General features: G+C 71.1%; 21 protein-coding genes. 10 read left to right on the top strand and 11 right to left on the bottom strand.

What is annotated here, in order from left to right; translation table 11 throughout:
• Nucleotides 1–53: 53 nt before the first annotated feature.
• Nucleotides 54–608 (top strand): helix-turn-helix domain-containing protein, encoded by a 555-nt coding sequence (locus ACX80L_RS07480; RefSeq protein WP_459288751.1) that lies wholly within the window; start codon nt 54–56, stop codon nt 606–608.
• Here ACX80L_RS07480 and ACX80L_RS07475 read toward each other — a convergent pair whose 3' ends face one another.
• Nucleotides 609–770: a hypothetical protein gene (locus ACX80L_RS07475; protein ID WP_459267392.1), complete on the bottom strand. Its 162-nt coding sequence runs from the start codon at nt 768–770 to the stop codon at nt 609–611.
• 141 nt (nt 771–911) lie between these two features.
• Between ACX80L_RS07475 and ACX80L_RS07470 the strand changes: the two genes are divergently transcribed.
• Both ACX80L_RS07470 and ACX80L_RS07465 read left to right on the top strand, forming a co-directional pair.
• Entirely contained in the window at nt 912–1901 is a 990-nt protein-coding gene (locus ACX80L_RS07470; RefSeq protein WP_208740632.1) for an LLM class flavin-dependent oxidoreductase, read from the top strand.
• 210 nt (nt 1902–2111) lie between these two features.
• Nucleotides 2112–2315 (top strand): cold-shock protein, encoded by a 204-nt coding sequence (locus ACX80L_RS07465; protein ID WP_026533290.1) that lies wholly within the window; start codon nt 2112–2114, stop codon nt 2313–2315.
• 162 nt (nt 2316–2477) lie between these two features.
• Here the strand turns inward: ACX80L_RS07465 and ACX80L_RS07460 are convergent, their stop codons facing one another.
• Nucleotides 2478–6041 (bottom strand): TM0106 family RecB-like putative nuclease, encoded by a 3564-nt coding sequence (locus tag ACX80L_RS07460; RefSeq protein ID WP_459288816.1) that lies wholly within the window; start codon nt 6039–6041, stop codon nt 2478–2480.
• 208 nt (nt 6042–6249) lie between these two features.
• On the opposite strand from ACX80L_RS07460, the gene ACX80L_RS07455 reads away from it, so the two are divergent.
• Genes ACX80L_RS07455 through ACX80L_RS07445 form a run of 3 tightly spaced genes read left to right on the top strand, consistent with a single transcriptional unit; the run spans nt 6250 to nt 7331 of the window.
• Nucleotides 6250–6708: a DUF3817 domain-containing protein gene (locus tag ACX80L_RS07455; RefSeq protein ID WP_459267393.1), complete on the top strand. Its 459-nt coding sequence runs from the start codon at nt 6250–6252 to the stop codon at nt 6706–6708.
• 10 nt (nt 6709–6718) lie between these two features.
• Nucleotides 6719–7075, top strand: a complete 357-nt coding sequence (locus ACX80L_RS07450) for a hypothetical protein (RefSeq protein ID WP_133082891.1) — start codon at nt 6719–6721, stop codon at nt 7073–7075.
• The gene (locus tag ACX80L_RS07445) at nt 7068–7331 is read left to right on the top strand and encodes a DUF3253 domain-containing protein (protein ID WP_133082890.1); all 264 of its coding nucleotides are present in this window, start codon (nt 7068–7070) and stop codon (nt 7329–7331) included. The genes ACX80L_RS07450 and ACX80L_RS07445 overlap by 8 nt, the downstream gene beginning before the upstream one ends.
• A 202-nt stretch (nt 7332–7533) precedes the next feature.
• On the opposite strand, the gene ACX80L_RS07440 is transcribed toward ACX80L_RS07445, so the two are convergent.
• The 3 genes from ACX80L_RS07440 to ACX80L_RS07430 all read right to left on the bottom strand — a co-directional run bounded on the left by ACX80L_RS07440 (nt 7534) and on the right by ACX80L_RS07430 (nt 9825).
• Nucleotides 7534–8562: an isopenicillin N synthase family dioxygenase gene (locus ACX80L_RS07440; RefSeq protein WP_459288748.1), complete on the bottom strand. Its 1029-nt coding sequence runs from the start codon at nt 8560–8562 to the stop codon at nt 7534–7536.
• 44 nt (nt 8563–8606) lie between these two features.
• Nucleotides 8607–9050 carry a DUF1232 domain-containing protein gene (locus ACX80L_RS07435; RefSeq protein WP_459288746.1) on the bottom strand — a complete coding sequence of 148 codons (444 nt, stop codon included), beginning with the start codon at nt 9048–9050 and terminating at the stop codon, nt 8607–8609.
• A 130-nt stretch (nt 9051–9180) separates the two neighbouring features.
• Entirely contained in the window at nt 9181–9825 is a 645-nt protein-coding gene (locus tag ACX80L_RS07430; protein ID WP_133082887.1) for a TetR family transcriptional regulator, read from the bottom strand.
• A gap of 65 nt (nt 9826–9890) precedes the next feature.
• Here ACX80L_RS07430 and ACX80L_RS07425 point away from each other — a divergent pair, with 65 nt between their 5' ends.
• From ACX80L_RS07425 to ACX80L_RS07415, 3 genes are all read left to right on the top strand, one after another.
• Nucleotides 9891–10739 carry an ATP-binding cassette domain-containing protein gene (locus ACX80L_RS07425; protein ID WP_459288744.1) on the top strand — a complete coding sequence of 283 codons (849 nt, stop codon included), beginning with the start codon at nt 9891–9893 and terminating at the stop codon, nt 10737–10739.
• A 3-nt stretch (nt 10740–10742) separates the two neighbouring features.
• Complete coding sequence (locus tag ACX80L_RS07420; protein WP_459288742.1) at nt 10743–13085, top strand: YhgE/Pip family protein; 2343 nt, start codon at nt 10743–10745, stop codon at nt 13083–13085.
• 97 nt (nt 13086–13182) lie between these two features.
• Nucleotides 13183–13503 (top strand): putative quinol monooxygenase, encoded by a 321-nt coding sequence (locus ACX80L_RS07415; RefSeq protein WP_133082883.1) that lies wholly within the window; start codon nt 13183–13185, stop codon nt 13501–13503.
• Nucleotides 13504–13521: 18 nt separating this feature from the next.
• Here ACX80L_RS07415 and ACX80L_RS07410 read toward each other — a convergent pair whose 3' ends face one another.
• A complete protein-coding gene (locus ACX80L_RS07410; RefSeq protein ID WP_459288740.1) occupies nt 13522–14076 on the bottom strand; it encodes a GNAT family N-acetyltransferase in 555 nt (184 codons plus the stop codon).
• Nucleotides 14077–14169: 93 nt separating this feature from the next.
• Nucleotides 14170–15972: a bifunctional metallophosphatase/5'-nucleotidase gene (locus ACX80L_RS07405; protein WP_459288738.1), complete on the bottom strand. Its 1803-nt coding sequence runs from the start codon at nt 15970–15972 to the stop codon at nt 14170–14172.
• Between the two features lie 156 nt (nt 15973–16128).
• On the opposite strand from ACX80L_RS07405, the gene ACX80L_RS07400 reads away from it, so the two are divergent.
• Entirely contained in the window at nt 16129–17115 is a 987-nt protein-coding gene (locus ACX80L_RS07400; protein WP_459288736.1) for an alpha/beta hydrolase, read from the top strand.
• A gap of 149 nt (nt 17116–17264) precedes the next feature.
• Here ACX80L_RS07400 and ACX80L_RS07395 read toward each other — a convergent pair whose 3' ends face one another.
• The 4 genes from ACX80L_RS07395 to ACX80L_RS07380 are packed head-to-tail and all read right to left on the bottom strand — an operon-like array spanning nt 17265 to nt 21132.
• Nucleotides 17265–17840, bottom strand: coding sequence for a dihydrofolate reductase family protein (locus ACX80L_RS07395; protein ID WP_459288734.1), 576 nt, complete (start codon nt 17838–17840; stop codon nt 17265–17267).
• Between the two features lie 42 nt (nt 17841–17882).
• Nucleotides 17883–18776 (bottom strand): alpha/beta fold hydrolase, encoded by an 894-nt coding sequence (locus tag ACX80L_RS07390; protein WP_459288732.1) that lies wholly within the window; start codon nt 18774–18776, stop codon nt 17883–17885.
• Nucleotides 18773–19624: an SDR family NAD(P)-dependent oxidoreductase gene (locus ACX80L_RS07385; RefSeq protein WP_459288730.1), complete on the bottom strand. Its 852-nt coding sequence runs from the start codon at nt 19622–19624 to the stop codon at nt 18773–18775. The genes ACX80L_RS07390 and ACX80L_RS07385 overlap by 4 nt, the downstream gene beginning before the upstream one ends.
• Nucleotides 19621–21132: a flavin-containing monooxygenase gene (locus tag ACX80L_RS07380; RefSeq protein WP_459288728.1), complete on the bottom strand. Its 1512-nt coding sequence runs from the start codon at nt 21130–21132 to the stop codon at nt 19621–19623. The genes ACX80L_RS07385 and ACX80L_RS07380 overlap by 4 nt, the downstream gene beginning before the upstream one ends.
• Nucleotides 21133–21138: the final 6 nt, after the last annotated feature.

Raw genomic sequence — 21138 nt, 5'->3', positions numbered from 1 at the left:
GCTGCAGCCCCAGAAGCGTTCTGTATACGGAACGGCAAGCGTAGGATGCAGGGATGCCCGAGGACAAGCCCGCCCGCGATGTGTCGCCGCGGGCCGCCGTCGCCCGGCGCATCGCGGAACTGCGACGAGCACAGGGGTTCACGCTGAGCGGTCTCGCGTCCCGCGCAGGCATCGGGAAGGGGACGCTGTCCGAGCTCGAGGCCGGCACCCGCAATCCGACGCTCGAGACGCTCTACGCGCTCGCCGGTCCACTCGGGGTGCCGCTCACGGGACTCGTGGGCGACGGAACCGGGCACAGCGTCCCGGACGGGGTCGTCGACGCCCGCCTGCTGACCGTCCGGACGCACGACGACGGCGGCACCACCGAGGTCTTCTGGCTCACCATCGCCGCGCGGGGCACGCGGGTCTCACCGCCACACCGCCACGGCACCGTGGAGCATCTCCGGGTGGTGCGGGGGACGGCCTGCGTGGGACCGTCGGGCGCCGAGGTGCTCGTCCGGGCAGGGGAGTCCTCCTCGTGGCCCGCCGACACCCGGCACACCTACGCGGCGAGGGACGGCAGCGCGCAGGGCGTCCTCACCATCGAGACGCCGCCCGGCGGACCCTGATCAGGTGGTGCGGGCCTGTTCCAGGCGCCGCTGCACGGCCTCCAGCTCATCGCTCAGGGACTGCAGGCGTTCGGTGTTCTGCTCGACGGCGAGTGCCCGGACGAGGTGGTCCTGGCGCTCCCGGAGCGCGGCTTCGGAGGTCTGCGGTTCGCTGTTCGGCATGGCCCCAGTCTGTCAGGGCGCCCTGCAGCGCGCGACCGCGCCGTCCTCGGGCGGGCGCAGGAAATAGATGCACCCGGGCAACCGTTCCCTCAAGAGGTCCGCAGCCCCCGCCGCGGTCCCGGAAATCGAGAGGTGCATCCCATGTCTGTCCCCCTGTCCATCCTGGATCTGGCGCAGGTCGCCGAGGGCTCGACGCCCGCCGAGACGTTCGCCTCCAGTGTGTCGCTCGCGCAGCACGCGGAATCGTGGGGCTATCGCCGGATCTGGTACGCCGAGCACCACAACATGGGCAGCATCGCGTCGTCGGCCACGAGCGTGCTGATTGCGCACGTCGCCGCCCACACGTCGACCATCCGCCTCGGAGCCGGCGGGGTCATGCTGCCCAACCACTCGCCGCTGACGATCGCGGAGCAGTTCGGCACCCTCGAGAGCCTGCATCCGGGGCGGATCGACCTCGGCCTCGGCCGGGCGCCCGGCAGCGACCAGGTCACCGCCCGTGCACTGCGTCGTGATCCGATGTCGGCCGACAGCTTCCCCTCCGACGTCCTCGAACTGCAGGGGTACCTGACCGGTGAGACGCGGGTCCCGGGTGTGCAGGCCACTCCCGGCAAGGGCACGAACGTCCCGCTGTACATCCTCGGCTCCTCCCTCTTCGGCGCGCGGCTCGCCGCTGCCCTCGGCCTGCCCTTCGCCTTCGCCTCCCACTTCGCACCGCAGGCCCTGCTGGACGCCGCAGCCATCTACCGCCGGGAGTTCACGCCGTCGGCGCAGGCGGAGAAGCCACACTTCATCGCCGGGGTCAACGTCATCGCGGCCGACAGCGCCACCGACGCCCACCACGAGTTCCACGAGGCGATGCTGCGACGCGTGACACTCCTCCTCGGGCGCGGGCAGACCTTCACCCGTGAGGAGTCCGAGGCCATCCTCGCGTCGCCGGGCGGCCAGCAGATGGCCGACATGGCGCGCTACAGCGCCGTGGGGACCCCCGACGTCGTCCGGGACTACCTGGAGCGCTTCAGCGACCGGATCGGGGCCGACGAACTCATCGTCGCGACCCAGGCCGGCACCACCGACGCCTGGCTGCGCTCCTTCGAATTGCTCGCCGGAACCATGCTCCCCGTCGCCGCCTGAGGGTCACGGATCAAAAAACCTTCGGACTCTGCTTGCCTTTACCCTCCAACGTTTGGTTAAGTGGATCCCGGTTGTAGTGTTGCGCATTTGTATTTCGCGCGGTTTAGCCCTCGCGGGATAGGCCGCGTCTCTGAAAAAGCGGACAAGCACGCCGCGACTGGGGCGTTCCGAAAGTCGGATCGCGTCTGAATTTCAGAAGGATAAACAAAAATGGCAACAGGTACCGTGAAGTGGTTCAACGCTGAAAAGGGCTTTGGATTCATTGCTCCCGACGACGGAAGCGCAGACGTGTTCGCACACTTCTCCGCCATCAACGCGAGCGGCTACCGCTCGCTCGATGAGAACCAGAAGGTCAGCTTCGACACCGAGCAGGGCCCCAAGGGTCCTCAGGCGTCGAACATCCAGCCCCTCTAAGGCTCGGATCTTCAACTAGATCTTTTCGTGGGAAGCAGGTCGGACTCCGGTCCGGCCTGCTTCTTCGTTAAGGGTCGGACCGCACGCGGCGTGGTCTGCTCCCGTCAGACGGCACCGCCCGGGGCGCGTCAGTCGCGCCGTCCGCGCCGTCGATCCGCGCCGTCAGCCCGTGCCGTCGCAGAGGCCGATGAAGGCGCCGAGCTCCTCGAGCGCTGCCGGGGTCGCGGGCAGGTGATGGGTCAGCCGGGGGGAGCGGACGATGACCGCCCGCCACTGGCCGCGTGAGACGGCGACGTTGATCCGGTTGCGGTTCAGCAGGAAACCGATGCCCCGCGGTGCCTCGGCAGCGGACGACGCCGCCATGCTGACGATCACGACGGCGGCCTGCTGGCCCTGGAACCTGTCCACGGTCCCGACCCTGACGTTCCGGTATCCCGCCGTGGACAGGGTTTCCCGGACGAGCTGTACCTGCGCGTTGTAGGCGGCCACCACCAGGAGGTCGGCCTGCCCCAGCGGTCGGGGCGGAGTCCCTGCGTCGGGCGTCCACGGCACGCCGAGGTGCCGCCGGACCTGGGCGAGGACCTCGGCAGCCTCCTCGACGGACGACGTGGCATTGCCGTCGTGGTCCACCGAGACGCACTCGATGCCGGGAGCCTGCCCGGCCAGGAGCCGCTCCCGCGCCGCAGGGGCTGTGGTGAGGCGGCCGTCGTAGGCGAAGCGGGAGACGGCGCGGCAGAGGTCCGGGTGCATGCGCCACGTGTCCGCGAGGAAGTAGCCGACGTCCGGCGGCAGGGTGGCGGCACCCGCCGAGAGCCAGCCCAGCGCCGAATCGTCGACCGGTTCGGGGTGGATCCCCTGGGTGACCTGCGGCAGCTGCTGCGGGTCACCCAGCAGGAGGAGCCTGCGGGCGGCCCGCGCGACGGCCATGGTGTTCGCCAGCGAGAACTGACCGGCCTCGTCGATGACCAGCAGGTCGAGCGACGCGGCGGGGACGGCACGGCCTGTCATCGTCCACGCCGTGCCGCCCACCAGGCAGCCGCCCTCCGCCTCGACGAGGCGGGCGACGTCGTCGTCCGAGCGCCGGCTCCACGGGGTCGCCGCGTCCGCCTCCTTCGGCTTTTTCGCCACGAGCTCCTCGGGGACGCCTGCCTCCATCGCCCGGCAGAGCAGGTTCTCGACGACGGCGTGGGACTGCGCCACGACGCCGACCTTCCAGCCGAGGCGCACCAGCCGTGCGACGACCTCCGCGCCGACGTGCGTCTTGCCCGTCCCGGGAGGCCCCTGGACGGCGAGATAGGAGCCCTGGAGCAGCCGCAGCGCGGTGGTGATCGCCCCCGCGTAGCCTCCGGTGCCGTGCGGGACGGCGGGCAGGGAGGCGCCGACCGGCAGGCGCGGGGGGATCCGCCGGAGGAGGTCGAGCGCAGGTCCCGGGGGCAGGTCGGGCAGTGCCCGGCCCACGCGGTCCGCCAGTTCGACGAGCGCATCCTGCAGGGACCTCGTCAGCAGGGGCTGGTCGGGGGAGAGTGCCACGGGAAGCTCGGGCCGCGGTTCCGCACCGCGCCGGAGCTTCTCCCGGAGGACGGCCGTGGTGGTGCCGTCGCCGTCCTCCGTCAGGTCGAGCACCTCGATCCCGAACCAGCCACCCCTCCCGCTGCCGCCGCTGTCCACGGTGTCGGCTCCGACCGGCACCGGGGCGTCGTAGATCGCGAAGTAGGAGGAGCCCTCACGGATGTCCGCTCCGGGCTGCAGGCGGGCCGTGCCCTTCAGGATCCGTACCGGGTTCGCACGGGATGTCGGTTTCGCCCAGTCCTCGACGACCTCGAGACTGCGGAACACCAGGACGTCCCGCGCCCGGTCCCACTCGTGGGCGGGGGAGGAGAGTCGGTCGAAGTGGGACCACCAGAACTGCTTGCGCTCCCGGCGGTGGTAGCCCACAGCGGCGGCGACGAGTGCCACGGCCTGCTGGTCGGGGTGCCGTGCCTCCTCCGGGGAGAGCCCATCGAGATGATCCAGCAGCCTGGCCTCTTCGGGTGCGGGCCCGTAGGCGGGCAGGGCGTCCTCGGTGATGGCGGGCGGGACCGGCGGGCGCCGGCGGTCGGCGTGCCGCTCCTCCAGGTCGAGCAGCCAGTCGCGGAGCCGGAGCGTGGAGAGGCAGTCGTAGGTGTTGTAGTCGCTGATGCCGGCGAGGATCTCCGCCGCCGCTGCCTCGTCGCCGGCGTCGCGCGCCGTGCAGTAGGCCGCATAGGCCACCACCGAGGCTCCGGCGTCCGTCACGTCCCCGGAGCGGAGCGTGCTGCCCATGTAGAGCGGCTCGAGCTTCTTGAGGCTGTAGGAACGGTCGGAGATGCGGAGGCTGGAGCGCACCGTGTCGTAGAGGTCCACGAGCACGCCGTCGCGCAGTAGCGTGTCCACGGCGTCCTCCCCGACCACGTGGACCAGCGACAGCCGGCGCAGTGCGGTCTTCTCGTAGGCGGCGTAGTGGTAGACGTGCAGGTCGGGGTACTGCTGCCGACGCTGCGCGACGTAGTCGAGGAAGCGGGTGAAGGCGCCGCGCTCCTGCGCCCGGCTGTGGGCCCAGAACGGGCGGAACGGAGGTTCGCCGCCGTCGTCGGCAGGCTGCTCCAGCACGCCGAACAGGTACTCGATGCCCCAGCTCCCGTCCGCCGGATCCTGCCACAGCGGATCGCCCTCGAAGTCGAAGAAGATGTCGCCCCTGCTCGGTGCGGGCAGGGTGGACAGCGTGTGCTGCGGGAGGACGCGGTAGGAGAGCGTCCGGTCCTCGCCGGCGGCGTCGCGGTAGGTGACGCCCCCGTCGACCTCGGCGAGGCCCACCTGCAGCCGCGCCTGCTCCTGCAGGCGGGTCAGGGACGGGTCCTCGGGATGCGGTGCCATGACCGCGAGCTGGTCGATGGTGGTGACGCCCTCGCCGTTGAGCCGCGCCCGGCGCTCGCCCGTCATGGCGGCGACGAGCAGCAGGTCGCGCGTCGCCGCGACCTGCTCGGTGCAGTAGTCGCAGCGCCCGCAGGCGGTGTGGGTGGCGGCGCCCCACGTTACCGGGTCCGCCTGGTCCCGGTGGCCGTGGACGAGATCGAGGAAGCGGGACCGCCGCTCGCGGAACACGGGCAGCAGGTCGGGCAGGCTGTGGACACTGGTGGTGCGGTCGCCCAGCACCAGGGTCACCTCGGGCGACGTCGGGATGCCGGCCGCCTGCAGCTGGTCGCCGTAGGCGGCGAGCTGCAGCAGTGCGCCGACCTTCGCGTGGCGCGCGAGCTTGGTGTCCCAGACTGCGTAGGACCCGTCCTCCTGGCGGACGAGGAAGTCGGAGCGACCGTGGAACGTGCCGTCGAAGAAGGCGGCCTGGAAGACGACGGACGCCCCCGAGCGGAGCGCGCGGAGCGACTCCTCGTGCTTCTCCGCCAGCGTGGCGCGGTCCATGGACGCGGCCGGTTCGACGTCGTACACGCCCCGCGGGTTGCCCGGCGACCAGAGTCCGTGCTCGCCCACCAGCTCGTCGAGGACCCGGCGCTCGTGCACGTCGCCGAGGACGGCTGCCCGCTGCAGCATCGGGTCCGCCGGGAACTCCGCGCGCGGTGCCCGTCCCAGCTTCTCGTCGAGAACGCGCAGCAGCCGGTACCCGCACTCTGACGCCGTCACGAGGTCCGTCGCCGAGAAGACCAGATCGGGACGGCCGGTGCCGGAACCGCCGTCGGCGTCGAGCAGGAACATGGGCTGCGGAACCTCTCGTCGTGCCGGCAGGGACGGCCAGTCCATCACACCCCTCCGACGTCGACGCGACGGGCTCACGGTGGGGCCACGGCGGGTCCGCGCGGATCCATGAGGACCCCTCGGCGCGCGACGCATCCCGGGGGAGGGCCAGTCAAGGATACGGGGATGGAAGAATTGGCACCATCCGACCACCGATCAGGAGCACGCCATGAATCCCCGCACGCTATTCCGCACCGTCGCAGTCGCGGAGGCGGTGACCTGGGCCTTCCTCCTGCTGGGCATGTTCTTCAAGTACGTCGCCCGCACCACCGAGGCGCTCGTGCCGCCGGCGGGAGCCGTGCACGGCTTCGTGTTCCTCTGCTTCGTGGTCACGACGGTCTTCATCTGGATCAACCAGCGCTGGTCGGTCCTGACGGGCCTGCTGGGACTCGCCTCGGCCATCGTCCCGTTCGCCACCGTCCCCTTCGAGCGGTGGATCGAGCGCCGCGGGCAGCTGGCCGGCGCCTGGCGGCTCGCACCGGGGGCGGAGGCACCCCGGAACCCGCTGGAGCAGGTCCAGGCGTGGGTGCTGCGGAGCCCGTTCGTCGCCCTGCTGGTCGCGGTGGTCGGCATCTCGGTGGTCTTCTCGGTGCTCCTGCTCGTCGGGCCTCCCGGGTCCTCGAGCTGACGGGCGGACCATGAAGGATCTGAGCGGCACGAGCGACGACGAACGGTTCTTCCTCTCCGGCGGACGCCGCTGGCGCAGGACCGATCCCTCGCTGCCCGAGGACGTGAAGGCGCGGCTCATGTCCCACCTCGGGCGCGGGCGCTCCGGGGTCCGTAACAGTGCGAAGGGCGACGACGGCGCGGCGCTGCCGCGGGCCCGACGCACCGTGCAGCTGGCGAAGGAAGGACTCGGTGAGCGGGGGACGCCGTGGTGGGAGCAGTCGGAGCCGGAGAGGAGGGCACGGTGGACCGCAGCGCTGAAGGAACTCGATGCGCTGCACCCGCCTCGACCCGACGGTCCGGCGCGGAAGCGATCCGGCGATGGGTGAACGTGCTGCCGACGAGGTGTTGCGGGCGGAGATCCTGCGCATCGCGGAGCAGCGCGGCAGCGACAAGACGCTGTGCCCGTCGGATGCCGCCCGGAGCATCGGCGGCGGACAGTGGCGGGACCTCATGCCTGCCGCACGCCGCATCGCGTTCGAGCTGGCTGCCGAGGGGCGGGTCGACGTGACCCAGAAGGGCGAGGTGGTGGAGCCCGACGCCCGCGGACCCATCCGTATCCGCTGGGTGGCCGGTCCCGCGTAGGACGCACGGGACGTTCTTCGGGAGGAGGACCGTCAGGGGGCCGCCGGCCGCAGGAGGATGATGCCCGGGTGTCGCCGATGAGCGCGCAGCGCGTTCATCCGCCGGACGAGGGGGCGATCAGGATCTGGCCGGGCACCCTGATCGAGGCGCCCGTGACGGCGGCACCCGCGCGGGTGCCGCCGTCGTGTGCTGCTGAGTGCGGCTACCTCGGGAGGAGCTCCGGGTGATGGAGCTCGGTGACGTCCGGGTGTGCGCGCAGGCGGCCCTTGAGCACGTTCGAGCCGTAGGACGAGAGCATGGGGTTCTCGGGGTCGTCCGAGATGCCGCGTGCGGCAGCCCTCAGCTCGTCCGTGAGGGGCACGGGCTCGATCACGGCGTCCAGGCGAGGCGACCAGAAGAACGGGATGGCGTAGCGGTCCACGCCGGGCGCAGGGGAGGTCACACGGTGGATGGTGGCCGCGAGGTAGCCCTCGGTGGCCACCTCGAGCATCTCGCCCAGGTTGACCACGAGGGCCCCGGGGATCGGCGTGACGGGCACCCACTCGTCCGTGCTGTGGGGGAGGACCTCGAGGCCGCCCACCTCGTCCTGCAGCAGGAGCGTCACGAAGCCGTAGTCGGCGTGGGCTCCGACGCCCTGCGACCCGGCGCCCTCGACGACGCCGCCGACGTAGTGCACGAGCTTGGCCATCCAGGCGGGAGTGCGCTCGAAGGGCTCCGCGAAGTAGTCCTCGGGCAGGTGGAGGGCGACGGCGATGGCCGAGAGCAGCTCGGCGCCCACGGTGGACATCAGCCCGGCCCAGGCCATGGCCTGTTCCTCGAGTTCGGGCAGCGCCTCGCGCGGCCACAGGTTGGGGCCCTGGAGCAGCCAGTACGGCTCGTCGGCAGGGTAGTCGCCGAGCGCCTCGCGCTCGGGGGAGAAGTCGATCTGCTCGCGGGCGTCGGGCCGGCCGCGCGTGATCTCGGTGCCGAGGCCGGCGTACCCGCGGAAGTGCGGCGACGACTGGTTGTGGATCTTCAGCCGCTCCTCGAGCGGTAGGTCGAAGAACCGGCGCGTGACGGAGAACAGGTCGTCCACCTGGGTGGGCGCTGCACCGTAGTTGATGACGTGGAAGAAGCCGACGGTGTGGGCGGTTTCGCGCAGTTCCTCGATGAAGCCGGGGTTGAAGGAACCATCGGCGGAACGTGCGGTACTGAGGTCAAGAGTGGGGATCGATCCCGGAGAGTGCTGCATGCGGAGGAGATTACGCCCGTTCAAAAGCCGGTCCTTCCTTTAAGTTACGCCGTATTGCGGCCGGGCCCGCCCGCGTCGGGATCCCTGAGGCCCGCCAGCCTGCGGACCAGGCGGAGGCCGCCGTCGGAGCCCGGCCAGTGCCGCTGCAGCGCGTCCGGGCCCGCGCCGCGCACCACGGCGCGCAGGACGACGGCGACGAGGACGACGTCGTCCGCGTATCCGATGACGGGCAGGATGTCGGGGACGAGGTCGATCGGCAGGACCAGGTACACCACGAGGCCCACGAGCAGGATCCGCACCCGCCGGGGGACGGCAGGGTCCGCAGCGAGGCGCCGCACGAGCCGCAGGAGGTCGGGCCCGAGGCGCACCACGTCGGCCGGCGACAGGACCTCCGGGTGCCGCCGCGCGTATACGGCCAGGAAGAGGAGGAAGGCCGCATAAGTGGCGAGGACGGCGACGGCGATGCGCAGCAGTAGGTCCCAGTCCATGCCCGTCCTTCCCGTGCGGCTTCCGAGGGCGGCCCGCGTGCCGGGGTGTCGCGTCCGGCGGCGCCGGTACCTCCGTCGGCGCCCGGGACCACGGTACCCCCACCGGCTCCGTGGGCAGCGGCGGTGGATGCTAGGCCGCGAGGGCCGCGTGCAGGACGGCCGCGATGCTGTCGGTGATCTGCTCCTCGGTGACGGCTTCGGGGTCCGCGGCGCACTCCACGGCCATGCCGTTCACGGTGGCCAGCAGGATGGTCGCGAACACGGTGTAGTGCTCGGGGTCCGACGGCGCGCCGAAGGCGGCCGCCCGCTCGGCCAGTGTCGTGGCGAGCAGCAGGCGGCGGTTGCGGCGGTGCTCGCGGAAGACGGCGCCCACCTCCGGGTCGCGGCCGGCCTGCAGCGCGAACTCGACGACGAGGGCGTGCCAGCGCTGCTCCCGCAGGACCCCGCGGGCGAGGTAGCGGGCGGTGTGCAGGACGGTCTCGTCCAGCGATGTCACGTCATCGAGCTGACTGAGGACGTCCGCGGCGGTGTCGGCCAGCCGTTCGCCGAGCAGGGTGGCGAACAGTTCCTGCTTGGAGCCGAAATTGGAGTAGACGGCGCCCTTCGTGTACCCGGCGCGTTCGGCGATGGTGTCGAGCCGGGCTGCCACGTAGCCGATCTCCTCGAAGACCTCCAGGGCCGCGGCGAGCAGGCCCGCGCGGACGTCCTCGCGGCGCGGGCGACGCCGCGGCCTGCCCGCCGTCGTGCTCGATGCTGCCGTACCCGATGCTGTCATGTGTCCTCCTCCGCTTACGATACCATTGGTATTGAATACTCTCGGTATTGAAATGAAGGACCGCGATGACCCTCTCCCTGCTCCCTCCGAACGATGCCTCCCGGGCGCATCCCGCTCCGGCCCTCGAGGCCGAGGACCTGGTGCTGCGCGCCGGGCAGCGGACCATCTTCGAGGGCGTTTCCCTCCACGTCGCCGCCGGATCGCTCGCGGTCCTGGCCGGCGCCTCCGGGACCGGCAAGAGCGCCCTCGCACTGGCGCTCGCGGGACGGCTGCCCGTCACCTCGGGGCGGATGACGGTCCTCGGCCTCGCACTGCCGCGCTCCGCAGGAGCCGTGCGGCGGAGGGTCGGCTTCACGGGCAACGCCACCGTGGTGCCGCTCGACGAGACGCTCACGGTGAAGCACCATGTGGCCGAGGCACTCACGCTCGCCGGGCCGTGGTGGAAACACTCGGCATCACGCCAACGGGTGGACCGCACCATCACCGCAGCCAATGACCTGCTCACAGCGCTCGGGGACACGCTCGGCGACGACCCGGCGGTGAAGCCGCTCGCCCAGGCACGCCTGCACCGCACCGAACTCGTCCGCGATGCGTCGCCCGTGGCGCGATTCACGCTGAGCCTCGTCCTCGCCCTCGTCTCCGGCCCCGACCTCCTCGTCGTCGACGACGTCGACCAGCTCCGCACCGCGGACGAACGCCGTGCGGCGTGGGCCGCCCTCCTGACCCTGGAACGCACCCGGGACCGGAACGGCATGCCGCTGACCATCGTCGCCACCTGCCAGGACCGGCAGGAACTGGACGACGTCCTCGACGCCGGGCACCCCCTCGGTGCGCTTCCCCTGCGCCCCGTCCACGTCCACGTCCTCGGCGCCTCCTCGCCCTCCGCAGCACCCACGACCCCCGAAATCAGGTAACCCGTGTTCTCCCTGCTCCGCACGGAACTCTCCCGTTTCCGCATCACCCTGAAGTCCAGGGCCGCGCTGCTGGTCATCGCGATCATCCCTGCGCTGTACGGCGGGCTCTACCTCGCCGCCAACTGGGACCCCACGGGCCAGCTCGGGAACCTCACGGCCGCCGTGGTCAACGAGGACCAGCCGGCCGTCTCGACCGGCCCGGACGGCGCGGAGACCACCGTCTCGGCGGGGGCGGATCTCGTCGAACGACTGACCTCCGCCGACGACGCCGGCTTCACCTGGGTCGCCGTCAGCGCCGACGACGCCCGGGAGGGCCTCGACGACGGCACCTACGCGGCGACCCTCGGGATTCCCGCCGGCTTCTCGTCGCGGCTCGCCTCGATCGGCGGAGATGCCCCGGCCCAGGCGATGCTCGACATCACCACCAACGACGCCGACAGCTACATCGTCGGCCAGGTCGGCAACACCGTCGCCGCGAACCTGCAGCGCCAGGTGCGGTCCGGCGCCACCGAGGACTACCTCGACAGCATCTACCTCGGCTTCTCCTCGCTCCACGGCAGCCTCACGGAGGCCGGCGAAGGCGCCGGCAGGATCGCCGACGGCGCACAGGGCGCGGACGAGGGATCGGCCGCGCTCGTCGTCGGACTGGGCAGCCTCGTCGACGGCAGCGCCGAGCTGTCCTCCGGGAGCACCCAGGTCGCCGGCGGTGCAGCCGACCTCTCGACCGGTGCAGCCGACCTCGCCGGCGGCCTGCAGCAACTCGACACGGCGACGGCGGACCTGGTGCCGCAGTCGCAGCAGCTGGCCGAGGGTGCGGACACCGCGGCCGCCGGAGGGGCAGCCCTCGAGTCCGGAGCCGCCCAGGTCGCCGCCGGCACGCGAGCGGTGGCCGACGGCGCTGCCCGGTCCGCCACGTCCGCGGCCGGCCTGGCCGACGGTCTCGGCGATGTCGCTGCCGGCGTCATGCAGGTCGGGAACGGGGCCGATGCCCTCTCCGCAGGCGCCACCCAGTTCGGGGCGGGGGCGGGTCAGGCTGCCACGGGCTCCCGTGCCGTCGCCGACGGGCTCGTCCAGCTCGCCGCGGTCTACGGCTCCCTCCCCGAACCCGAGCGGCTCGCAGCCCTCCAGCGCCTCGCCTCCGTCGCCGACGCCGCCGCGACCGGCAGCGAGCAGGTCGCGGCCGGCACGGGAGACCTCGCCACCTCGGCCGCCGACCTCGCCGCCGGCGCCGCGACCGCCGCCGGCGGGGCGTCCGCAGCCGCTGACGGGGCCGCCCTCCTCGCCACAGGAACGCAGACGCTCGCGGTGGGGGCGGAGGACACCGCGACCGGTGCCGGCGACGTCTCGCAGGGTGCGTCCGATCTCGCGGACGGGACAGCGCGGCTGCAGGCAGCAACCGCCACGCTCTCCGGCAGCACGCCGGCACTCCGGAGCGGCATCGTGTCGGCGTCGGACGGCGCCGACCGCCTCGCCACGGGAGCCGCCACGCTCAGCAGCGGGGCAGCCGAGGTCGCCGGGGGAGCCTCGACGCTGGCGGACGGGTCCGGGCAGGCGTACGACGGCGCGACCGCGCTCGAGGACGGGCTCGGGACGCTGGCCGGCGGCTCACAGGACCTCGCCCGGCAGCTCGAGCAGGGTGCCGGGGAGGTGCCGGACCACGACGACGCGGCGCGCTCGGTGCTGAGCGGCGTCGGCGCATCACCGGTGTCGATCGGGCGCACCCACACGAACGCGGTCGACGCCTATGGAGAGGGTATGGCCCCCTACTTCATCCCGCTGGCCCTGTGGGTCGGCGGCATCGTGACCTACACGGTGCTCCGGGCCGTGTCGCCGCGCGCACTCGCCTCCACGGCTGCGTCCTGGCGCGTGTCCGCCGCGGGGTACCTGCAGGGCGCGCTCTTCGCGGTACTGCAGGCCCTCGTGCTCCTCGGGATCCTGGTGGCCGGCGTCGGCCTGACCTCTCCCCATCCGGTGGCGCTGGTGGCCTTCACGATCCTCACGGCGCTCGTCTTCACCGCCATCCACCAGGCGCTCGTCGCGCTCCTCGGGGGCGTCGGCCGGCTCGTAGCGCTCGTGCTGCTGATGCTGCAGCTCACGTCGGCGGGCGGCACCTATCCCGTGGCGACCGCGCCGGGCTTCTTCCAGTTCCTCAGCCCGCTGCTGCCGATGACGCATGCCGTCGAGGGGCTGCGCCACCTCATCGCCGGTGGCGACCTCGGCGTCGTGTGGATCGCGGCGGCGCAGCTGCTCGTCTTCTTCGTGCTCGCGGCCGCCCTGTCGGTGCACGCGACCCACCGCAACCGATCCTGGTCGCTGGAGAAGCTGCACCCCAGCCTCGCCATCTGACGACCCGTCCTCCCCCCGGAGGCCGAATGCGCCCTCCGGCGAGACCTTATAGGTTGGAGGAGTACCTGAGCGCATCTCCTTGAGGAAGGCACCATCCATGATCTTCATCGTCGTCAAGTTCACCGTGAAGCCAGAGTGGAGCGACCGCTGGATCGACCTGACCCGCGACTTCACGGAGGCGACGCGGCAGGAACCCGGCAACCTGTGGTTCGACTGGTCGCGCAGCGTCGAGGACCCGAACCGGTTCGTGCTGGTCGAGGCCTTCCAGGACGACGCAGCGGAGGCCCACGTGAACAGCGACCACTTCTCGCAGGCGATGCAGGACATGCCGCAGGCGCTCGTGGAGACGCCGGAGATCATCAGCGAGCGTATCGGAGCCGAGGGCTGGGGCCGCATGGGCGAGCTGACCGTCGGCTAGGCGGAGCCGGGCTGCCGGTCAGGCGGCGGTCCGCGTCCGCGCGGGCAACGCCTGCTCGAGGATGAAATCGTCCTCGAAGCGATCGCCGAGACGGAAGCGCTTGGTCCCCACCCTGCGGAAGCCGTTCTTCGTGTAGAACCGGAGGGCACGGGAGTTCTCCTGGTTCACGCCGAGCCAGACGCCCGGCAGACCGGATGCAGCGGCGAGCTCCAGGGTGGCGGCCATCAGCGCCGCCGCCGATCCGCGGCCGTGATGGTCGGGATGGACGTAGAACTTGCTGAGCTCCACGACGGGTGAGATCGACAGCGCGGACAGCACGTCGGCGTCCGTCGGCTGGTTCAGCAGGATCATGCTGTATCCGGCGATCTCCTCGCCGTCGCGGAGGCAGAGGATCGTGTGCCCGGGGGCGTCGATGTTCGCCTCGAACCGCTCGACGGAGAGCTGGGTCTCGATGTGGCGCCGGATGTCCTCCGGCGGCGAATCGGGTGGGCAGGCCAGTGGGAACGTGATGGCTGCGCAGGCCGCCAGGGCCGCTGCGTCGTCGGCCGTCGCCGTCGAGATCTCGATGCTCATGCCTCCAATCTAGGGCGAAAGAACAGCAGGACGCGGACCCGGCGGGTCCGCGTCCTGCTGTTGCCTGTGCCGTTCCTGCGGGAACGGTCCTGCCTAGTCGAAGACCGGCTCGCCGTTCCGGGTGAGCTTCCAGTTCTCCTCGTAGAAGGAGGCAGGGTCGATCGTGCCCTGCGCGATCAGGTAGTCGATGAGCAGCTGGCGGATCTCCGTGGTCTGGTTGACCAGGACCGGTGCCGTGGCGATGTGCGGGAAATTGCCGCCGCCGGACTGCCGGTAGTTGTTCGTGGCCACGGCGAAGCGCTGAGCGGGATCGATCGGTGCCCCGTTGTAGCTGAGGTCGGTGATGCGCTCGCCCACCGGCTTGCTGATGTCGATGTCGTAGGACACCCCGGACATCATGTCGTAGTTGTAGTCGGGGGTGCCCGCCGCATTCGTGAGCGTCGCGGGGTCCACCGGGGCGCCCGGAGCGGTCTGGGCGAAGTACTTCGCCGAGTACTCGAGGTAGTCCTTGACCTGGGCGCCGGTCATCTCGACGCCGAACAGCGTGTTCGGGAAGACGTACAGACCGGCCATGTCACGGATGGTGACGGGCCCCTCGGGGATCACGGCGGCGCGGTTGAACGGTGCCACGATGGACAGGACCGGCAGGTCGGCGTTCGGGGTCCCCTCCAGGGCCCTGTCGACCGCCTGGGCCTGGACCCCGTTGACGAAGTCCATGACGGCGGTGTCGCGGAAGCGCGAATCGGCGGCGGACATCGTCTCGGTCGCGGTGCCGATCGCGGTGTTCACGTAGTCGATGACGCGCTGGTGCTGTTCTGCGGCGATGGCCGAGATCTTCGGGTCCGCTTCCACGGTATTGGTGTCGAGCAGCTCCGAGTTCGCCGAGGTGACGTCCCACTGGCCGCGCACCTTCGTCAGCTCGAAGTCCAGGACGGACAGGCGCATGCCCCAGTTCTTCGGCTCGGTGAGCAGCACCTGCTCACCGGTCTGCCGGTTGGTGACGAACCGCTCGGGGATCTCCTGGTGCTCGTGGCCCGCGAGGATGGCGTCGATACCGGGCACCTGTTCGGCGATCAGCGTCGAGGCGTTCTCGACCGGCAGCCCGCCCCCGTAGGAGGACGTGCCCGACGGGCCGGAGTGGGAGCTGACGACGACGACGTCCGCTCCCGCGGACTTCATCTCCGGAACGTACTTCCGGGCCTGCTCCACCATGTCGAGGAACTCGAGGTCCCCCTCGACGTTGTTCCTGTCCCAGATGGCGCTGCCGGGCGTGGTCAGCCCGAGGATGCCCACCCGGATGGGCTTCTGGCCCGCGAGCTTGATCGTCTTGATGACGTAGGGCGTGAAGGCGTCCTCACCCGTGGTCGCGTCCTTGACGTTGGCGCCGAGCAGCGGGAAATCGAGCTGGTCCTCGTAGGTCCGCAGGAGGGGCAGTCCGTAGTTGAACTCGTGGTTGCCGAGGGTGGTGGAGTCGTAGCCCATGGCGTTCATCGCGGCGGCCATGGGGTGCAGCTCGCCGGTCTCGTCCACGGGGTCGGTGTTGGCGTAGTAGTCCGTGAGCGACGTGCCCTGGATGGTGTCGCCGTTGTCGATCAGCAGCGTCGACTCCTCGCCGCGGTCGGCGCGGACCTGGTTCACGAGGGTGGAGATCTTCGCGAGTCCGACGTCGTTCCCGGCGGCGTCGTCGTACTCCGCGTTCTTGAAGTAGTCCCAGTTCTCGATGTAGCCGTGGAGGTCGCTGGTACCCAGAACGGTGATCGAGACCGGCTTGTCCTGCGGGCCCTTGCTCCCGCCGGGTGCGGCGGTCGCTGCGGGTGCGAGGGTGAGGGCGGCGGCGCAGCCGACGGCGATGGCCGTGAGTGCGCGACGGTGCCCCCGGGTGAGGCTGTGTGACACGGTGAATCAGCTCCTGTTGGTGTGCGGTGGCGACAGCATATCGGTGACCGATGACACACTGGGAACGGGGATCCGACGGCGGATGAACGTCGCGGATCGCCCCGGGGCCGGCCAGGAAAGGTCCCGTTCACCCGGAGAAGGCAGGAAGGACCGCCAGTGACGACGACACAGCACCAGGACGAGTACCGCGAGGACGTCCTGGGGCCCGGCTACCAGGTGCGGACGCTGCCGCTGCGGCCCGACGACGAGGGGGAGGTCGTCGCGACGCTCGTCCGCAGCCGTGTGCCCGGCGGATCTCGGCGGGCCGTCCTCTACGTCCACGGCTTCGTGGACTACTTCTTCCAGACGGACCTCGCCGACGCCTGGCGGGACGCCGGTTTCGACTTCTACGCGCTGGACCTGCGGAAGTACGGACGGTCCCTCCGCGCGCACCAGACCCCGAACTACATTCCGGCTCTCGAGGACTACGACGAGGAGCTCGACGAGGCGGCGCGCATCATCCGGGAGGACGAGGGCCACGACGTCCTCGTGGTCATGGCGCACTCGACCGGTGGGCTGGTCACGTCCCTGTGGGCCCACCGGCGGCGCGGTCGAGGGATCGTCGACGCGCTGGCCCTCAACAGCCCGTGGTTCGACCTCAACGCGAGCCTCTTCCAGCGCACCTTCGGAACCGCGGCGGTCCACCGGATCGGTACGCTGCGGCCGCGCGTCGTGGTCGGGAAGGTCGGCTCCGCGTACGGCCGGTACCTGCACCGGGAGACCGGCGGGGCCTGGGAGTACGACCTGGCGTGGAAGCCGCACGGCGGCTTCCCCGTCGTCGCGGGCTGGCTGCGTGCCGTCCGTCGCGGCCATGCAGAGCTCAACCGCGGGCTCGCGATCGACTGCCCCGTCCTCGTCGCCTGTTCCGACGCGACCTCGAACCCCACGACGGAGCCCGACCGCATCTCGTCGACCGACGTGGTGCTCGATGTCGCCCACATCGCGGGGCGTGCCCCCAAGCTCGGTCGGCTCGTCACCCTGGTGCGAATCGCGGGTGGCATCCATGACCTCGCGCTCTCGCCCGAGCCGGCCCGTGCCGCGTTCTTCGCCGAACTCGGCCGGTGGCACAGGGCCTACGTCCCGTCGGTGGCCGCCGACCGCTGATCGGGGCGTGCCGCGCCGGTCTCCCGCCCACTGATCGGCCTCGATCAGTGGGCAGGAAACGGTATGCCCACTCATCGGCTCCGACCAGTGGGAGGAACCGAACCTGCGGTGCCGCGTCCGAGCGGGCGTCCTGAACGGGGCTCCCCGCCCTACTGCGGTCCGGGGCGGACGTCGTAGGTCAGGAACGCGAACTGCCCCTGCTGCTCGACGGACCGCAGCGTGAGGCGGTCCGATTCCACGCGCAGGGGCAGCACCGGTGCGCCTCCCGGCAGCGCGACAGGTGCCACGGCCACCTGGATCTCGTCGAGCAGTCCGGCGGTGAGGAACTGGCCGGCGAGGTCGCCGCCGCCGACGATCCAGATGTCCTTTCCACCAGCGGCCTCCCTCACCCGGTCGACGACGGCGCGGACGTCACCGGCGACGAGCCGCACGTCCGCGCCCGCCGGGATCGGCAGGTCCCTGGTGCTGAAGACGAAGGTGGGACGCTCGCCGTACAGTGTGCCCCACCTGCCGGGATCGTCGAGGAGCCCCTCGAAGGCGAGGACCCACTCGTACGTCGTCGAGCCCTGCACCAGCACCCCGACGGTGCCGAGGAATCGCTCGTAGGAGCCCGGCGGGGGCGGCTCGACGGCGAAGAGCCAGTCCAGGGAGTTGTGCTCGTCGGCGATGAAGCCGGTGATGGTCGAGGCCGTGTAGTAGATCACGCGCGTCATGGTCCATCTCATCACGGACCCTGCGCGGAGGTAAGGGGAGGGGGAGCGGCTGGACTAGTCCTCCACGCCTCGGATGAACCGCCGCACGAGGGCGTCGAATTCCTCTTCCCGCTCGATCTGCGGCATGTGCCCGCACTTCTCGAAGAGGTGGAACTCCGCGTGGGGGAACACCGTGCGCGCGTGCTCCAGGTGCGACGCCGGCAGGACGCGGTCCTCGTCGCCCCAGACCACGAGCGTCGGTTTCCGCTGCGCTGCGACGGTGCGGAGCAGCCGGGTCCGCCAGCGCCGGCGTACTCCGCGGGCGGCGCCCAGGTGGCGGGCGACGGCGAGCAGGACGTCGTCGTGGCCGGGGTTCGCGCCGACGGCCTGCGCGTGGTCGAGGCGTTCCTCGGTCACGAACCTCCTGTCGTAGAACAGGGCGCGTTCGGTGCGGTACGCGGCCTTGCGGGACTTGTCCTTCATGAGCCTGCGGCCCACCGGTGTGATGGCGAGGATGCGCAGTGCGAGCGTGACCTCCCTGCCGAAGCCGGCGCTGTTCACGAGCACGAGGCTCCGGACGCGCTGCGGCGCCAGTGCGCTGACCTTCATGGCGACCGCCCCGCCGAGGGAGTTGCCGACCAGGTGCAGAGGCCGGTGCTCACCCAGGGTGTCGAGCGCGGCGAGCACGAACCGCGCCATCGATTCCATCGAGTACCGCCCCCGGGTGCGCTCGGACAGCCCGAAGCCCGGCAGGTCCACGCTGATCATACGGTGGTCCGGCGCGAGCCGGCCGTACAGCCCCTCCCAGTCCTCGAGGCTGCGGCCGATGCCGTGCAGCAGGAGGACCGGAGGCTTCTCCCGGGCGCCTTCGTCCCGGAAGCGGACGCGGATCCCGTCCACCCGCAGGTAGCCGCCGTCGTGCCGGGATTCCGCCGGTCCGGACGCGTGACCGGCCCGTGCCCCGCTCACCGGCGGACCGTCCGGGCGAGGCGGACGAGCTGCGAGGCGCGCCGCTCGAGCATGCCGAAGGACATCGGCGCCACCCGGGCGACGACGTCGGGCACCTTGGCGCTCAACCCGATCAGCAGGCGGGGCCTGCGGGTCTTCACGGCCTCGAGCATGAGCTCGGCGGCCCGTTCCGCGGGGAAGGTGAGGAGCTTGTCGAAGTCGTTCCGGGCAGCCTTCACCTCGGCCTCGTCGAGGTTCCCGCCGATCCGGGCGTTGCGTGCGATGTCCGTCCGGATGCCGCCGGGGTGCACGGTCGTGGTGCCGATGCCGCGCGGCAGGAGCTCGTTGCGCAGGGCCTCCGTGAAGCCGCGCAGCGCGAACTTGCTGGACGAGTAGGCGGTCTGTCCCTTCGGTCCCACGAGGCCGAACAGGCTCGAGACGTTGACGATGTGGCCGCCCGGGCTGATCCTCGGCAGCAGGTGGTGGGTGAGCAGGACCGGCGCGGTGAAGTTGACGGCCATGACCCATTCGAAGTCCGCGATGCTGATCTGGTCGAAACGCCCGGCGAGTGCCACCCCCGCGTTGTTGACCAGCAGGTCCACGGCGTCGGTCGCGGCGAGGAGGTCGGCCGCGAGGCCCCCGACGGCGGCGCGGTCGGAGAGGTCCGCGACGAAGGGCGTCACCCGGATGCCCGGGTAGGTGGCGCGGAGGGACGAGACGACGGCGTCGAGCCGTGCCGCATCGCGATCGACGAGGAGCAGGGTGCTCCCGCGCTCGGCGAGACCGCGGGCAAGGTGCTCGCCCATCCCGCCGGCGGCCCCGGTGACGACGGCGGTGGCACCGGCGAACCGGAACGGGCGAAGGCTCATGCGTGGATCTCCTGTAGCTCGGGTGCGGGGGCGGCGGGCGGTGCGGGAGCATCGAAGACCATGTTCTTCGCGAGATTGCCGTGCAGTGCGGTCGGCGCGTCGAGCAGGTAGTTCTGGCGCATGGTCCACGGCTGCCGGTCGCCCTGCTTGGGGAAGGCCGAGACCGCGCGCTGCACGTATCCGGAGGTGAGGTCGAGGATCGGCCGTGCCGTCATCGCGCCGTCGGTGACGGGCGCACCGTACCGGTGGCCGCGGCGGTCCAGATATTTGATGAGGCGGCAGACATAGCGCGAGCTGAGGTCCGCGCGGAGCGTCCACGAAGCATTGGTGTACCCCACGCAGAGGGCGAGGTTCGGGACCCCGCTCACCATGAGCCCGCGGTAGACCCAGGAGTCGCCGAGGTCCACGGGGTTCCCGTCGACGGTGAAGGTGGCCCCGCCGAGGGGCAGCATCGACAGCCCGGTGGCGGTCACGACGACGTCGGCCTCGAGTTCCTGCCCGGACGCGAGCCGGATGCCGTGCGGGGTGAAGGCGTCGATCGTGTCCGTGACCACGGAGGCCTTCCCGGACTTCAGGGATCGGAAGAAGTCCGCACTCGGCGCGACGCAGAGGCGCTGGTCCCACGGGTTGTAGGCCGGGGTGAAGTTCTCCTGCACGGTTCTCTCGTCGCCGAGGATGCGCTCCGTCTGGGTACGGATGAGTTTCTTGGCCAGTTCCGGGCGGCGGCGGCACAGCTGGTAGAAGGCCTGCGTGAACAGGACGTTCTTGGCGCGGGCCACGTGGTGGGCGAGCCCCGCGGGCAGATGGCGGCGCGCTGCGTCGGAGAACCTGTCACGGCTCGGCACGGCCGTGATGTAGGTGGGGGAGCGTTGGAGCATCGTCACGTGCGCGGCGTCGTCTGCCATCGACGAGACGAGGGTGACGGCGGTGGCGCCGCTGCCGATCACGACGACGCGCTTGTCCGCGTAGTCCAGGTCCTCGGGCCAGAACTGGGGGCGGACCACCTCGCCCTCGAACGATTCGAGGCCGGGGAAGGCCGGCTCGTGCCCGTGCTCGTAGTTGTAGTAGCCGCTGCACAGGTAGAGGAACCCGCACGTGAGCTGCCTGCGCTCCGTGCCGCCGTCGTCGTCCATGACCTCGAGTTCGAGGGTCCACCGGGCGTCCCGGGAGGACCACGCCGCGCTGACGAGTCTGGTGCGGAACCGGATGCGTTCGCGGATCCGCGGGTCCTCCGCGGTGTCGCGGATGTACCGGAGGATCGACGAGCCGTCGGCGATGGCCTTGGCCTCGGTCCACGGGCGGAAGGGGTAGCCGAGGGTGAACATGTCGCTGTCGGAGCGGACGCCGGGGTACCGGAAAAGGTCCCAGGTGCCGCCGATGGCACTGCGGGCCTCCAGCACGGCGAAGGTCTTGCCCGGAAGCTCGGTGGAGATGCGGTAGGCGGCGCCGACACCCGAGAGTCCGGCGCCCACGACGACGACGTCGAGATGTTCGAGGGGGGTTTCCATAGGTCC

It is taken from the genome of Arthrobacter sp. MDT1-48-3 (assembly GCF_054511015.1).
Note: the sequence above shows the minus strand (reverse complement) of the source record. Positions and strands in the feature narration are given on the sequence as shown.